At 73.5% G+C, this 15056-nt stretch carries 13 protein-coding genes; 7 read left to right on the top strand and 6 right to left on the bottom strand.

Going from position 1 to position 15056, the window contains the following annotated elements; genetic code table 11:
* Nucleotides 1-70: 70 nt before the first annotated feature.
* Nucleotides 71-1138, top strand: coding sequence for a hypothetical protein (locus ACFY0I_RS15950; protein ID WP_388895234.1), 1068 nt, complete (start codon nt 71-73; stop codon nt 1136-1138).
* 30 nt (nt 1139-1168) lie between these two features.
* The gene (locus ACFY0I_RS15945; protein WP_388895231.1) at nt 1169-1810 is read left to right on the top strand and encodes an HAD-IA family hydrolase; all 642 of its coding nucleotides are present in this window, start codon (nt 1169-1171) and stop codon (nt 1808-1810) included.
* Between the two features lie 101 nt (nt 1811-1911).
* Here ACFY0I_RS15945 and ACFY0I_RS15940 read toward each other — a convergent pair whose 3' ends face one another.
* From ACFY0I_RS15940 to ACFY0I_RS15930, 3 genes are all read right to left on the bottom strand, one after another.
* On the bottom strand, nt 1912-2853 hold the full coding sequence (locus tag ACFY0I_RS15940; protein ID WP_388895228.1) for a 3-oxoacyl-ACP reductase: 942 nt from the start codon (nt 2851-2853) through the stop codon (nt 1912-1914).
* Between the two features lie 73 nt (nt 2854-2926).
* Nucleotides 2927-4003 carry a Zn-dependent alcohol dehydrogenase gene (locus ACFY0I_RS15935; RefSeq protein WP_388895225.1) on the bottom strand — a complete coding sequence of 359 codons (1077 nt, stop codon included), beginning with the start codon at nt 4001-4003 and terminating at the stop codon, nt 2927-2929.
* Between the two features lie 112 nt (nt 4004-4115).
* Entirely contained in the window at nt 4116-4970 is an 855-nt protein-coding gene (locus tag ACFY0I_RS15930; RefSeq protein WP_388895222.1) for a MaoC/PaaZ C-terminal domain-containing protein, read from the bottom strand.
* 309 nt (nt 4971-5279) lie between these two features.
* Between ACFY0I_RS15930 and ACFY0I_RS15925 the strand changes: the two genes are divergently transcribed.
* Entirely contained in the window at nt 5280-5639 is a 360-nt protein-coding gene (locus ACFY0I_RS15925) for a DNA-binding response regulator (protein WP_388895370.1), read from the top strand.
* Nucleotides 5640-5690: 51 nt separating this feature from the next.
* Here ACFY0I_RS15925 and ACFY0I_RS15920 read toward each other — a convergent pair whose 3' ends face one another.
* The 3 genes from ACFY0I_RS15920 to ACFY0I_RS15910 form a co-directional block, all read right to left on the bottom strand.
* Nucleotides 5691-6533, bottom strand: a complete 843-nt coding sequence (locus ACFY0I_RS15920; protein WP_388895219.1) for a class II glutamine amidotransferase — start codon at nt 6531-6533, stop codon at nt 5691-5693.
* Nucleotides 6534-6716: 183 nt separating this feature from the next.
* Nucleotides 6717-7901, bottom strand: coding sequence for a lipid-transfer protein (locus ACFY0I_RS15915; protein ID WP_388895216.1), 1185 nt, complete (start codon nt 7899-7901; stop codon nt 6717-6719).
* A 15-nt stretch (nt 7902-7916) separates the two neighbouring features.
* Entirely contained in the window at nt 7917-10103 is a 2187-nt protein-coding gene (locus tag ACFY0I_RS15910; RefSeq protein ID WP_388895213.1) for an acyl-CoA dehydrogenase, read from the bottom strand.
* A gap of 281 nt (nt 10104-10384) precedes the next feature.
* Here ACFY0I_RS15910 and ACFY0I_RS15905 point away from each other — a divergent pair, with 281 nt between their 5' ends.
* The 4 genes from ACFY0I_RS15905 (at nt 10385) to ACFY0I_RS15890 (ending at nt 15047) form a co-directional block, all read left to right on the top strand.
* Complete coding sequence (locus tag ACFY0I_RS15905; protein WP_388895210.1) at nt 10385-12190, top strand: protein kinase; 1806 nt, start codon at nt 10385-10387, stop codon at nt 12188-12190.
* A gap of 94 nt (nt 12191-12284) precedes the next feature.
* Nucleotides 12285-12953, top strand: a complete 669-nt coding sequence (locus ACFY0I_RS15900; protein WP_388895207.1) for a class I SAM-dependent methyltransferase — start codon at nt 12285-12287, stop codon at nt 12951-12953.
* A 73-nt stretch (nt 12954-13026) separates the two neighbouring features.
* The gene (locus tag ACFY0I_RS15895) at nt 13027-14067 is read left to right on the top strand and encodes an N-acetylmuramoyl-L-alanine amidase (RefSeq protein ID WP_388895204.1); all 1041 of its coding nucleotides are present in this window, start codon (nt 13027-13029) and stop codon (nt 14065-14067) included.
* 137 nt (nt 14068-14204) lie between these two features.
* Nucleotides 14205-15047: a DUF5336 domain-containing protein gene (locus tag ACFY0I_RS15890; protein ID WP_388895200.1), complete on the top strand. Its 843-nt coding sequence runs from the start codon at nt 14205-14207 to the stop codon at nt 15045-15047.
* Nucleotides 15048-15056: the final 9 nt, after the last annotated feature.

Genomic DNA, 15056 nt, shown 5'->3' with positions numbered 1-15056 from the left:
GAAGCCTGCTGCGACCTGTGGTTCGGCAGGGGGGACGAAACTAGCTTCCTCAGCGGAGGTGACGGCCCGGATGACTGTCTGCGCCATCGAGATCACGAGGACCGACCCGTTCACGATCACCGCCGACGGCGCGTACGCCGCTCGGCTGGCCGGTGAGGAGGAGGCGCGCTACCCGGAACGCTGGACGCTGGCCGGGCCGGAGGCGTACGCGGTGCCGTTGCCGCTCGCCCAGCCGGAGGAGGCCGACAGCGAGGTGCTGCCGCTGGCCGACGGGCGGGTGCTGATCCACCGCCGGGTCGCCGACCGGCACGTCTTCGCCCTGCTGTACCCGACGGGCACCGAGGCGGAGCCCCGCACCGGGGAGCTCGTCGTCGGCGCGATCCTGGCCCAGGAGGGGCTACGGGTCACCCTGCTGCCCCCGTCGCCCGACGGGGTCCGCGCCTACGCCCTCGCCGTGGGGCCCGAGGACAGCACCGTCTGGCAGGTGGCCGGAAATCCCTCCGGCCCGCAGCGGGTCGCCCAGGTCCCGGGGCTCTGCTCGGGCGGCGTCTGGCTGGACCGGGCGGGTCGGCTGCTGGCGCTGGACCGCGAACTGGACGGCCGGACCAAGACCGTCGCCGTGGACCTGGCCGGCGCGGTCAGCCCGCTGCTCCAGATCTCCGAGGACAGTGACGACCGGCTGCTGCTGGCCGCCCCCGACAGCGGGCTGCTGGTGATCCGCTCGGACGCCCCGGGCGAGATGCGGCTCGGCTGGGGGGTGCTGGGCAGCGCCCGGCCCGTCCGCTTCCCGGAGTGCCTGCGGCTGCCGGAGGAGGCGACCCCGTTCGCGGTCCAGCCGGGCCAGGTCCTGATGCCGGAGACCTGCGGGGTCGCGCTGCGCGTCGGCGAGGCCGGCCTCGCCCTGTGGCGGCCCGCCGACCGGCACGTGTTCCGGCTCGCGGCCCCGACCGGCTGGCTGGGCGGCGCCGGCCTGTGGAGCGCGGAGGGCCGCCTGCACCTGCCGTACGCCGTCCCGGAGGTCCCCTGCGGCGTCATGAGCCTCGGCCAGCCCGTCGCCCCGCTCCCGCCCGTGCGCCTGGACCCGCTGCCGGAGCCCGCTCCCCGGCCGGTCCCGCTCCAGCAGGCCCCGCTCGGTTGAGGTTCCACCGGCCCGTGGTAGGCAGGGCCGGTGACGATCTCCGAATCCAGCGGTCCGGCCCTGCCCTTCGACGCGGTGCTGTGTGATGTCGACAATGTGATCCGCTTCTACGACTCCACACGCCTGGCCGGACTGGAACGCCGCGCGGGGCTGCCCGAGGGCACCACCTCGAAGGTCGCGTTCGCCCCGGAGCGCGACGGGCCGCTGATGCGCGGCCGGATCACCCCGGCCCAGTGGGTGGAGTCCGTCACCGAGGGCCTGACCGGCTCGCACGGCCTCCCGGCGGAGCGGGCGCACGAACTGGCCTCGGCTCTGGCGGGGGCCCCGTTCTCGGCGGACGACGCGACGGTCGACGCGCTGCGGGAGGCCCGGGCGGCGGGGCTGACGCTGGTCCTGGTCACGAACGCAACCCTGGACCTGGAGGACGACCTGGAGACGATGGGCCTGACCGGCCTCGCCGACCACGTCGTCAGCAGCGCCCGGGTGGGCGTGGCCAAGCCGGACCGGGAGATCTACGAGATCGCGCTCGCGCGGGCCGGGGCGGCACCGGCCCGGTGCCTGTTCGTGGACGACCGGCGGGAGAACATCGACGCGGCGGAGGCGCTCGGGATGACGGGCGTGCACTACCGCGGCCCCGCCGACCTGCGGGACGCGCTCGGCTTCCTGGACTGAAACCCACCGCGCCCGCGCGGGGCGGGTCCGGTCCGGGCACGGCGGGGCGGCGGCCCGGGGGTCCCCGCCCCGGGCCGCCGCCCCTCCTCGCTCCGTGGCGGTCAGTCGTGCTTGAGGCCCAGTACCTCGGTCGCCGCGAAGGTCTCGTTCGCCGGGCGGGAGTCGTAGTGCGGGGTGAGGACCTCGTCGAGCTCCTCGTAGGAGAAGGCCTCCTTGGTGGTGTCGAACTTGGCGGCCACCCGCGGGCGTTCCATCACGACCACGATCCCGCCGTGCACCACGAACAGTTGCCCGTTGGCCTTCGCCGAGGCCGGTGAGGCCAGGTAGCCGACCAGCGGGGCGACGTGCTCGGGGGCGAGGGCGTCCAACCTGCCCTCCTCCGGGACCTGGAAGCCCGCGAAGACGTCCTCGGTCATCCGGGTACGGGCGCGCGGGCAGATGGCATTGGCCGTCACCCCGTACTTGGCCAATGCCAGGGCGGTGGAGGTGGTCAGGCCGACGATGCCACCCTTGGCCGCCGCGTAGTTCGGTTGACCGGCCGAGCCGCCGAGGAAGGCCTCGGAGGAGGTGTTGACGATCCGGCCGTACACCGGGCCGCCCGCCGCCTTGGACCGCTCCCGCCAGTGCGCGGACGCGAAGTGCGTGGTGTTGAAGTGGCCCTTGAGGTGCACCCGGATCACCGAGTCCCACTCCTCCTCCGACATGGAGAAGACCATCCGGTCGCGCAGGATGCCCGCGTTGTTGACCAGCACGTCGAGCTTGCCGAAGCGGGACACCGCCAGCGCGACGAGCTCCCGCGCCTGCTCGAAGTCGGCCACGTCACCGAGGTGCGCCACCGCCTGTCCGCCCGCGGCCCGGATCTCCTCGGCCACCTCCTCCGCCGGGGCGGCGGAGGCCTCCCCGGAGCCGTCCCGGCCGCTCTGCCCGAAGTCGTTGACGACCACGCCCGCACCGAGCCGGGCGAGTTCGATCGCCTCGGCCCGGCCGAGGCCGCGTCCGGCGCCCGTGACGATGGCGGAGAGTCCCTCAAGTGGCAGTGACATCCGTACGGTTCCTCTCGATACGGGTCAGGGGTCGATACGGGTCAGGGGTCGACGCGGGTCGGGGTCGACGCGGTCAGAGTTCGATGCAGGTGCGCAGGGCCGTGCCGGTGCGCATCTGGTCGAGCGCGTCGTTGATCTCGGCGAGCTTCACCCGGTGGGTGATCAGGCCGGCGAGGTCCACCCGGCCGGCCCGCCACAGGGCGATGGTCCGCTCGTAGGAGCGCAGGACGTCCCCGCCGCCGTACATCGACGGGAGGATCTTCTTCTCGTCGAAGAACAGCGAGAACATGTCGATTTGGTAGGTGTCGTCGAGGGCGCCCGCGCCGACGATGACGACGCTGCCGCCGCGCCGGGTCATCTTGTAGGCGGTCTGCGCGGTGGCGGACTTGCCGACGACCTCGAAGACGTAGTCGAAGCCCTCCCCGGAGGTGATCCGGTTCTTGGCGTCGTCGAAGGCGTCCGGGGCGATGGCCTCCGTGGCACCGAAGCGCAGGGCCGCCTCGCGCCGGGACTCCACCGGGTCGACGGCGATGATCTGGGCGGCGCCCTGGAGCTTGGCACCCTGGATGACGGAGATGCCGACGCCGCCGCACCCGATGACGGCGACGGACGAACCGGCCTCCACCTTGGCGGTGTTGATGGCCGCGCCGAGTCCGGTGGTGACGCCGCAGCCGATGAGGGCGGCGATGTCGAAGGGCACGTCGTCGGGGATCGGCACGGCGCACCTGGCGTCGACGACGAGCTCCTCGGCGAAGGTGCCGGTCGCCGCGAAGCCGAAGATGTCCCCGCCGGCCCGGCGGAAGTTGGGGGTACCGGCGTTGACGAGGCTCGCCAGACACAGGTGTCCCTGACCGCGCTTGCACGAGGGACAGTCCCCGCACGGCGGCAGCCAGCAGACCAGGACCCGGTCGCCCTGCTTGAGGTGGGTGACCCCGTCGCCGACGTCGGCGATCACGCCGGAGCCCTCGTGGCCCGGTATGAAGGGTGCGGGCTGCGGCAGGACGCCACTCATCGCGGAGAGGTCGGAGTGGCACAGGCCGGTGGCCCTGATGCGGATCTTCACCTTGCCGGGACCGAGGCCCACGGCCTCCATGTCCTCGACGACCTCCAGCTTGTCCTGGCCGATCTCGCTCTGGAGTGCTGCGCGCACGGTGCGGCTCCTTCTGTCGGTCCGACTGCGTTGCTGCGGTGCTGCGGTGCTGCTCTGCTGCGTCGTGCTGAGCTGATGCCTCGCCTCGTCGCCGGGTGGCCGCGGCGCAGCCCTACGCGTGTTCGACGACGGTGTCGGCGAGGACCGGCGCGTCGTCCCGTTCGACGGCGCTCACCGCGATCAGGACGCGGCCGGGCTCCTGCCACATACGGATGCGCAGCGTCTCGCCGGGGAAGACGATCCCGGCGAAGCGGGTCCGGTAGGCGCGGACCCGGGACACGTCGCCGCCGAGCGCGGTGTCGACGACCGCCTTGAGGGTCATCCCGTACGAGCACAGGCCGTGCAGGATCGGCTGGTCGAAGCCCGCGAGCTTGGCGAACTCGGGGTCGGCGTGCAGCGGGTTCCAGTCGCCGGAGAGCCGGTAGAGCAACGCCTGGTCCTCCCGGATGCGACGTTCCTCGACGCGATCGGGCGTCCGCTCGGGCAGGTCCGACCGTACGGAGGGCCCGCGCTCGCCGCCGAAGCCGCCCTCGCCGCGCACGAAGAGCTGCGCGTCGCTGGTCCACAGCGGCCCGTCGGCGTCCGCGACCTCGGAGCGCAGCACGATCACGGCCGCCTTGCCCTTGTCGTAGAGGGCGGCGACCTTGGAGGTGGAGGTGGCCCGCCCCTTGACGGGGATCGGCCGGTGCAGCTCGATGGAGTGGCCGCCGTGCAGGACGGAGGCGAGGTTCACGTCGATGCCGGGCGCGGCGAGACCGCCGAGCATGGCCATGCCGGCGCCGGCGACGGTGGCGAAGCTGGGGAGCACGTGGAGCTTGGACTCCAGGGTGTAGCGCAGCTCGTCCGGGTCGGTGGCCGGCAGGCCCGCGCCGAGTCCGAGGTGGTAGAGCTGGATGTCCTTGTGGTCCCAGCCGATGTCCCCCTGGCGGGGTTCGGCGGCGAGTGCCCTGGCGGCATCGATCGGCATGAGGCTGCTGCTCCCTGTCGTTGGAAACCGGGGGTCGTCGGAAACCGGGGTCGTCGGAAACCGGGGGTCGTCGGAAACCGAGGCCTTGGAAGACCTCGGTGCGGCCGTCCGCACCGTCGGCCGCACCGAGGTCGTATGCGGGACCGACCCCGGGCCGCGTTCTAGAACGCGTTCTAGGGCTGGTGAGGGAATGTATAACGCACGTCCCAGCAGTTGGGAAGACTCCTGACTTCACGTCAGACGCACTTTCCGCCAAGCGTGTTGCCGTTCGGCGCGGGGGCCTGGACTTACCCTTCCGGGGTGGACGAAATGCCCTCCGCGCACCGCCCCGCCCGATCCCTGCGCGTGCTGCTGCACCCGCCGAACCCGGCGCTGGCCGTGCACCTCGGCCTCCAGCCGGACATCGAGGTCGTCCGGGACCTGACCGCCCGCCCGGCGGTGGCCCTGGTCGAGGACCCCGCTTCGGTCGCCGAGTTGCTGGCGGACGATCCGGAATGCCGGGTGCTGGTCCTGACGGGCTCGGCGCGGCCGGGCCTGTTGGACTCCGTCCTCGCGGCGGGCGCGGCCGGCCTGGTCCTGCGCGACGGCCCCGTCGAGGACCTCGCGGACGCCCTGCGTCGCGCCTCCCGGGGCGAGACCGTGATCGACCCGGCGCTGGACCGGCCGTGACATGGGCGCGCGCACGTCACGCCGCGCTCGGACCGGTTGCCGGGGGGTGCCTCACACCGCCGCCGGGTGGAAGGGGAACAGGGCGTCCTGGCCGTCGGGCCGTACGACGCCGTAGGTGCTCTCCGGCACCTCGTTCCACGCGCCCGGCAGGTCACCGAGGGGCTCGGAGACGATGAGCCGGGTCTCGTCGGAGACGTCCCGCAGGAACGCCTTGTCGGGGTGCAGGCGGCGCAGCGTCTCGACCCGGCTGCTGTAGAACAGCGACCGGGAGCTGTGTCCGCTGGAGTAGCGGAAGCCCCAGACGCGTACGCCGTCGGTGATGGCGAGCGTCATCTGGAGGGGGAACTCCACACCGTGGTCGCGGCCCGCCCGCTCCACCACGCCCGCCATCCGCGCGACGGCGGCGGGCGGGTCCTGCTCCAGCCCGAAGGTGAGGGCCAGGTAGAACATCACCTCGGAGTCCGTCGTCCCCTCGATCTCGGCGAACAGGGCCGGGTCGACGAGCATGCAGAGTTCGCGGCGCATGAGGTGGAAGCCGGAGACGGCGCCGTTGTGCATGAACATCCAGCGGCCGTGCCGGAAGGGGTGCGAGTTCGTCTGCTGCACGGCCGTGCCGGTCGAGGCCCGGATGTGCGCGAAGAACAACGGGGACCGGACGTGGTCCGCGATCTCCCTCAGGTTCCGGTTGTTCCACGCCGGCCCGATGTCGCGCAGGACGGCAGGCGTGTCACTGTCCTGCGTTTCCGTGTACCACCCGACGCCGAAACCGTCGCCGTTCGTCGTCTCCACACCCAGCTTCGAGTGCAGGCTCTGATCGATCAGCGAGTGGGCTGGTTTGTACAGGATGGTGTCGAGCAACATGGGGGTTCCCGAGTACGCGAGCCATCGGCACATGCGCCATCACCTGTAGTCCCTTGGAGGGCAACCCCCGAGGCGGGCCGACCCCGACCCGCCCGTCCCTCACCCGGTGCGGGCGACGGCGCGGGGCGAGGTCCGGCCCTCCCATTCTCGGCTCCCTCCCCGGGGCCCGCCACGCGGGACGCCGCACCACGGGGCTGCCGCGGGCCCGCCGGGGGCCTACCTCCGCAGCATGGTCACCACCGCGGCCCCGCCCAGCCCGATGTTGTGGGCGAGGCCCACCCCCGCGCCGGGAACCTGTCGCGGACCGGCCTCGCCGCGCAGTTGCCACACCAGCTCCGCCGCCTGCGCGAGCCCCGTCGCCCCCAGCGGGTGGCCCTTGGAGATCAGGCCGCCCGACGGATTGACCACCCAACGTCCGCCATAGGTGGTGGCGCCGCTCTCGACGAGCTTGCCGGAGGCCCCGTCGGCGCACATGCCGAGGGCCTCGTACGTCAGGAGTTCGTTGACGGAGAAGCAGTCGTGGAGCTCCACCACGTCGACGTCCTCGATGCCGAGGCCGGAGCTCTCGTACACCTGGCGGGCCGCGGCGGCCGTCATCGGTTTGCCGACGACGTCGATGCACGAGCCGCCGAAGCTCGCCGCGGTGTCCGTGGTCATCGCCTGCCCGACGATCTCCACGGCCTTGTCGTGCAGTCCGTGCCGGACGAGGAAGCGTTCGGAGACCACCAGCGCGGCCGCCGCGCCGTCCGAGGTGGGCGAGCACTGGAGTTTGGTCAGCGGCGCGTGGATCTCCTTCGCCGCCAGGATCTCCGCGACCGTGTACACGTCCTGGAACTGCGCGTTCGGGTTGCTCGCGGAGTGCCGGTGGTTCTTCGCGCCGACCGCCGCGAACTGCTCGGGCGTGGTCCCGTACCGGTCCATGTGTTCGCGGGCCGCGTTCCCGAAGATCTGGGCGGTGGGCGGGGACATCTCGAAGCCGTGCGCGGCCGCCATGATCCCGTAGTGCCGGGCGACCGGGGAGGTCTTGAAGTCGCCCCCGTCGGCGCCGCCGCCGAGGGCCCCGCGCTTCATCTTCTCGAAGCCGAGCGCGAGGACGCAGTCGCTGATCCCGCCCTCCACGAACTGCCGCGCCATCATCAGCGCCGTCGATCCCGTCGCGCAGTTGTTGTTGACGTTGTAGACCGGAATCCCGCTCAACCCCAGCTCGTACGCCGCCCGTTGACCCGCGGTGGAGGCCTGGAAGCAGTAGCCGACCGGCACCTGCTCGACGAGCCCGTAGTCCACGCCCGCGTCCGTCAGCGCGGCGGTCCCGGCCTCCTTGACCATGTCCCAGTACTGCCAGTCCCGGGATTCCGGCTTCTCGAACTTCGTCATGCCGACGCCCACGATGTACGACTTCATGTCCGTGCAGTCCCTTCAGTCCCTGGGGAGGCCGAGAATCCGCTCGGCGACGACGTTGAGCTGGACCTGGGTGGTGCCGCCGGCGATGGTCAGGCAGCGGGACATGAGCATCCCGTGCACCGCCCGCTCCCCCGCCCCCTCCCGTACCGCGCCCGCCGGACCCAGCAGTTCGAGCGCGAGCTCGGCGGTCCGCTGCTGGTGCGGGGTCTGGAGGAGTTTGCGTACGGACGCGCCCGCGCCCGGCTCCAGCCCGGACACCTGCTGGAGGGTGGTCCGCAGCCCGATGCAGGCGAGCGCGTGCGCCTCGGCGGCCAGCGCGCCGATCCGCGCCCGGTGGGCGCCGTCGAGGTCGACGGAGGCGACGATCAGCGCTTCGAGACCGGTGTCGAAGGTCATCTGGTCGGCCATGTGCACGCGTTCGTTGCCCAGGGTGTTGCGGGCGACCTTCCAGCCGCCGTCGACGGAGCCGACCAGGGCGTCCGCGGGGAGTTCCGCGTCGTCGAACCAGACCTCGTTGAAGAGGGCCTCGCCGGTGATCTCCTTGAGCGGGCGGACGTCGATGCCGCGGGTGTTCTTCATGTCGACGACGAAGTAGCCGAGGCCCTTGTGCTTCGGCGCGTCCGGATCGGTGCGGGCCAGCAGGATCCCGAAATCGGCGGTGTGGGCGGAACTCGTCCACACCTTCTGCCCGTTGATCCGCCAGGTGCCCGCCGGGGTGCGTTCCGCGCGGGTCCGCAGCGAGGCCAGGTCGGAGCCGGCGCCCGGTTCGGAGAAGAGCTGGCACCAGGTCGTGTCGCCGCGCAGGGTGGGCAGGACGTACGCCTCCCGCTGCGCGTCCGTGCCGTAGGCGAGCAGCGAGGGCACGACCCAGGTGGCGATGGACAGGTCGGCGAGGCGGACCCCGGCCTCCTCCAGTTCCTGTTGGACGACGAGCTGCTGGACGGGCCCGGCGCCGAGCCCGTACGGCGGCGGGAGGTAGGGGGCCGCGTAGCCGGTGGGGGCGAGCACCCGGCGGGCGGCGGCCGGGTCGAGGCCGCGGGCCGCCGCGATGGCGGTCCGGGCGGCCGCCCGGTGGGTCTCGGCCTCGGCGGGGAGCTCCAGGCGCAGTGCGCGACGGGCGCCGGCGGCGGCGTACCGCACGGCGCTCAGCCGGTGTCCGTCGCCGGGGCCGAGGAGTTGGCGGGCCACGAGCGCCCGGCGCAGGTACACGTGGGCGTCGTGGTCCCAGGTGAAACCGATGCCGCCGAGGATCTGGATGCAGTCCTTGGCGCAGGAGTAGGCGGCGTCGAGGGCGGTGCCCGCGGCGAGGGCGGCGACGAGCGAGCGGGCCGCGGGGTCCCCGTCGGGTTCGTCCGCGCAGTTCACCGCGTCCCAGGCGAGGGCGCGGGCCTGTTCGAGGCGGACCAGCATGTCGGCGCACAGGTGCTTGACGCCCTGGAACCGTCCGATGGGCCGGCCGAACTGCTCGCGGACCTTGGCGTACTCGGCGGCCGTGTGCACCGCCCAGGCGGCGGTGCCGCAGGCGTCGGCGGCGAACAGGGCGCGGGCCAGGTCGGTGACGAGGCCGGTGTCCAGCTCCAGCAGCCGGTCGGCCGGGACGGTGACCGCCCGCGCCCGTACCTCGGCGGTGGGCCGGGTCGGGTCGGCGCTCTCGTGGGTGCGGATGTCGAGCGCGGCGGCGTCCACCGCGAACCAGCGCGTGCCGGCGGCGACTTCGCCGGCCCCGCCGGCCCCGCCGGCCCCGCCGGCCCCGGCCGGTTCGGCGGCGAGGAGGACGAGCTCGGCCTCCCCCGCGCCGAGCACGGGCGGCGCGACCCCGTCCAGCCGGTACCCGCCGCCGTCGACGGCGAGGGCGGTGAGGCCGCCGGGTCCGAGGGCGACCGCCCCCACGCGGCCGCCGAGCGGTTCGGCCCCGGCCCGGTCCAGGAGTACGGAGGCCAGCGCACTCGGCAGGAACGCCCCGGGCAGCGCCGCCCGGGCCGTCTCCTCCACCACGACGGCCAGGTCCAGCAGCGTCCCGCCCTCCAGGTGGGGCGCCAGCAGTCCGGCCGCCGCGATGCCGTCCCAGTAGGCGGGCCGCACCCCGGTCCGCGGCGGGGCGTCGAGCAGCTTGCGCACCTCCTCGGGCGGCACGGCCCGTGCGACCCAGCCGCGTACGGCCCCGGCCAGCTCCCGTTGTTCCCCAGTGATTCCGATGCCCATGCGCGGCAGACTAGAACACGTTCCATTCTGACGGAAGGTCAGAACAAGAACGCGTTCCCCCGCCCGGGGATCCGACCGACGCCCCCGAAGGCGCCACGACCCCGACGTCGCGACGGCTCGTGGCGCAGGCCGCGAAGTCCGACCCAAGTGAGCCGCCCCCAACCGGTGTTGGCTCCCTCCTCCGCGCGACCCCACCGGCGGTGAGCGGTCGCGTACCGTCCGCCGGCGCTCGGGGATAATGCCTGCGGGCAAGTGGATCAAGGGGTACGGGGGCCGGGGACGTGGGCACAACCATCGAGGAGCGCTACGAACTCGCCGAGTTGCTCGGCAAGGGCGGCTTCGGCGAGGTCTGGCGGGCCAAGGACAGTCGGGTGGGCCGCTGGGTCGCCGTGAAGATCGGTTTCCCGGAGACGCCCGAGGACACGCGCCGCTTCGAGCGGGAGGCCAGCCTCGCCGGGAACCTCGCCCACCCCAACATCGCCACCATCCACGACTTCGGGCGCACCCGACACGGTGGGCGTGACGCCGTGTTCCTGGTCATGGAACTCCTGCGGGGCCGCAGCCTCGCCCAGGTCCTGGACGCCGGTGTGCCCCCGCTCGCGGACGCCCTGGAGTGGGTCACGCGGATCGCGGACGCGCTCGGGGCCGCGCACGACGCCGGGATCGTCCACCGGGACGTCAAGCCGGGCAACGTGATGGTCACCGACACCGGGGTCACGAAGGTCCTCGACTTCGGGATCGCCAAGTCCCACGGCTCGCCCACCACGGACCTGACGGCCACCGGCATGATCATCGGCTCGTTCCCGTACATGGCCCCGGAACGCTGGACGGGCGGTTCGACCGGCGTCCCCGTCGACGGACGCGCCGACCTCTACGCCCTCGGCTGCGTACTGACGCAACTGCTCACCGGCAGGCTGCCCTTCCCCGGCGGGGCGGTGCACGAACTGCTCGCCCAGCACCTCATGACCGAACCGACCCTGCCCTGTTCCGTACGGGAGGGGCTGCCGCCCGCACTGGACGTCCTCGTGCGCGACCTCCTCGCCAAGGCTCCGGACGACCGGCCGGAAAGCGCCCGGGAAGTGGTCCGCAGGCTGGAGGAGATCGCCGGGCCGGTGGCGCCGGTGCGGGACGCCGCCCCGCGGGCCGTCGCCGACGCCTTCGCGCCGTTCCCGCCCCCGCCGTCGTACTCGCCGACCGTGCACACGGCCGCCGGCGACCCGGTCCGGGCCATGCTGGAACGGCGACTGGCGCAACTGTTGGCGGACGCTCCGACGGACATCGCCGCCCGGCTGGGCGTGCTGGTCACCGACCTGTCGGAGGAGATCGGCGCGCACGACGCCCTGACCGTGCGCGCCGCGTACCACCGGGCCATGTCCGTACGCGGGCACTCCGCCACCGATCTGGAGCGGATCCTGCCGAGGATGGTCCGGGTCCTCGGGCTGGAGCATCCGGACACCATCGAGGCGCGCGCCACGCACGTCGGCGAGGCCGCCGCCCACGGGCCCGGCGACGGTCGCCGGCACGAGGCGGAACTGCGCGAGGTCATCGAGCAGGCCGATCGGGTCCTGGGCACCGGCCACCCGGTCACGGTGACCGCCCGCTACCACCTGACCGGAGCCCTCCAGCGGGGCGAGGGAGGCCGCGGCGGCGCGGAGACCGCGGCGCAGGCGCACGCCGAGCGGGCCTGGCTCACTCCGCTTCTGCCCGACCTGGACCGCCGCCTGCCCGCCGACAGCCCGGTACTGCTGGACGTGAGGCGACGCCTGGCGCACGACGCCTGGCTGGTCGGCGACTTCGACACGGCCGCCCGGCTCTACCTGTGGCTGTACCCCGACCCGGAGGCGCTCGCGACGCACGGCGACGCGGTGATGGCGCACCGGGTGATCCGCAGCATCGGCGAGGCGGGGAACCCCGACCGCGCACTGGATCTCCTCAAACCGCTGCTGCACCGCCTCCAGCTGACGGCCGGCAACACCCACTGGCTGACGCAGGAGGCCACGGAGACCCGTACCGAACTGCGGCGGGCGTTGCGGGAGGACCGGAGGTCGGAGCTGGGAGCCGGCCTGGCCCGCCTCTTCGGGCGCTGACCCGGCGGCCGGCCGCGCGCACCCCGGCCGTAGCGTCCTACCAGCGGGTAGGGCAGCATGGGCCGCCACTGATCCGCAGCTCAGGAGGAACGACATGGCCACCCCCAAGCCGGAGACCCTCGCCGCCTTCGAGGCCGCCAAGGGTTTCATGCCCGTACGGGAGGGCCTCGCCCTGTACGAGGCCGCCACCGCGGCGGCGGCGCTCGGGCTGCCGTTGCTGGAGGTCGGGACGTACTGCGGCCGCTCCACCCTCCTGCTCGCGGACGCCGCCCGCGAGGCCGGCGTACCGGCCATCACCGTCGACCACCACCGGGGCAGCGAGGAGCAGCAGCCGGGCTGGGAGTACCACGACCCGACGGTGGTGGACCCCGAGGTCGGGCTGATGGACACCCTGCCCACCTTCCGCCGGACCCTGCACCGGGCCGGGCTGGAGGACCACGTGATCGCGATCGTCGGCCGCTCCCCGCAGGTCGCCGCCGCCTGGGGCGGCGAGCTCGGCCTCGTCTTCATCGACGGCGGCCACACCGACGAGCACGCGACGGGCGACTACGAGGGCTGGGCGCCGCACGTCGCGGAGGGCGGCACGCTCGTCATCCACGACGTGTTCCCGGACCCGGCCGACGGCGGGCAGGCCCCCTACCGGATCTACCTGCGGGCGCTGGCGTCGGGTGCCTTCGAGGAGATCTCCGTCACGGACTCGCTGCGCGTCCTGCGCCGTACCGGAGCGGGGATCGGGCCGGCCCGCACGTCACCCGGCGTTTAACCGATAAGCGCACCGCGCCCTCGAATGGCGCATGGTCCCTTCGTGCGACGGTCGGGCGTTCTAGCATCGCGAGGTGCGCTACGACAACAGCCCCCCGTCCCCCGAGTCCGGCTCGTCGATCAGCCCGGACCGGCCCTGGTACACCCGTCGTTCCACCCTCGCGGTCGCGGCGGCGGTGCTCGCGCCGACCTGCCTGGCCGGCTGGGTGCTGACCCAGACCCTGGCCGGACCGGCCTCCGGCGACCCGCGGGCCCGGGTGGCGCCGCAGCCCGCCTCGCACACCGCCCCGGGGGGCGCGGACGGCAAGGCCGGCGCCTCCCCGAGCGCCCCGAGCGCCCCGGCCGCGCCCGCCTCCCCCGCCGCGTCGGGCTCGCCCCTGCCGTCGGGCTCTCCCCTCGCCTCCGGCTCGCCGGGCGCGCCCGCCGCCGCCCCCGACCCGCTCGCGGGCCGGACGGTGGTCATCGACCCCGGACACAACACCGGCAACTTCAAGCACTCCCGCGAGATCAACCGCCAGGTCGACATCGGCACGAACCGCAAGGAGTGCGACACGACCGGCACCACCACCAACTCCGGCTACATGGAAGCCGAGTTCACGATGGACGTGTCGCGCCGGCTGCGGACGGTCCTGGAGGCGCGCGGGGTGAAGGTGCTCTTCACCCACGAGGCCGGCCCGGAGCGCCCGTGGGGCCCCTGCATCGACGAGCGGGCCCGCATCGGCAACGAGGCCAAGGCCGACGCGGTCGTCTCGGTCCACGCGGACGGGGTCTCCGAGGGCAGCCGCGGCTACCACGTCATCCTCCCGGCCAAGGTCCGGGGCGGCTCCGCGGACACCTCGAAGATCGTCGGACCGTCGCGCACGCTCGGCGAGCGCATCGCCGGCAACTTCGCCCGGGCCACCGGCTCCGGGCCCGCCAACTACCTCGGATCCGGTACCGGTTTGGTGGTCCGGGACGATCTGGGCGGACTGAACCTCTCGACCAGGCCCAAGGTGTTCATCGAATGCGGCAACATGCGTGACGCCAAGGACGCCGCACTGCTGACGAGTCCGGAGTGGCGGCAGAAGGCGGCGCAGGGCATCGCCGACGGCATCGTCGGGTTCCTCGGCGGGTAGTCCCACCGGGCGGCCCGCCGCCCCGGTCAGCCCGGTCACGGAAAACCTCCGTACCATGGTGCCGCCCGCCCCGCTCCAGCCCTGATCTGCGACCGCGGCACCACGAGACGACCGAGACCGAGAAGGACACCTGAGAAGTGAACATCCGCTCCCTCACTCGAGGAGACGGCGTGGTGATCGGAGCAGCGGCGCTGCTGTTCATCGCCTCGTTCCTCGACTTCTACTCCGCCACCGGCCTGGACCTCCCGAGCGCGTGGGACACCGACGTCTACCGGCTGGTCCTGCCCTCCATCTTCCTCACCGGCTTCATCGCGGCCGGCCTGCTCGTTTTCTCCCGCCTCCAGCCCGAGGGCCGCAAGCTCGCGGGCCTGCCGCTGTCGGCGTGGGGCACCGTGCTGGCCGTCTCCGCGGCCTGGGCCTCGCTGTGGTCCCTGATCACCAGCCCGGCCGGGGCCGACCTCGGCGCCGGCAGCATCATCGCCTTCCTCGCGACCCTGGTCCTGGCCGGTGTCGCGATCGCCGGATCCAAGCTCCCCGCCCTCGCCGGCAAGCTCGTACCGGAGCCGCGGCCCGCCGCCGTCCCGCCGTACGGCGGCCAGCAGCAGCAGCCGGGCGCCGGCTACGGCTACCCGGGCGGGCAGCAGCCCCAGCCGTACGGCTCCACCCCGCAGCCCGCCCCGCCCTACGGCGGCACCCCGAACCCGGCGCCCGGCCCGCAGGACCACGCGGGCCACGCGGGGCACCAGCCCACCCCGGCGCCCGCCCCGACCCCGGCGGCGGACTTCACGCCGTTCTGGTTCGCGGTACCGGTGGCCCGTCCCCTCTTCGGTGAGGACGGCTCCCCCACCCCGATCGCCGAGCTCGCGCCCGGCACCTGGTACCTGGCCGTCGACCAGCGCGGCCCCGCCACGCTGATCGCGCAGACCCAGGACGGACGCCGCGGCGTCCTGAACGACACCTCGGGCATCCAGCGCGGCTGAGCCACGCCT

This window comes from Streptomyces sp. NPDC001568 (genome assembly GCF_042893755.1).
Classification (GTDB): Bacteria; Actinomycetota; Actinomycetes; order Streptomycetales; family Streptomycetaceae; genus Streptomyces.
This window is presented reverse-complemented; position numbering and strand designations above follow the sequence as displayed.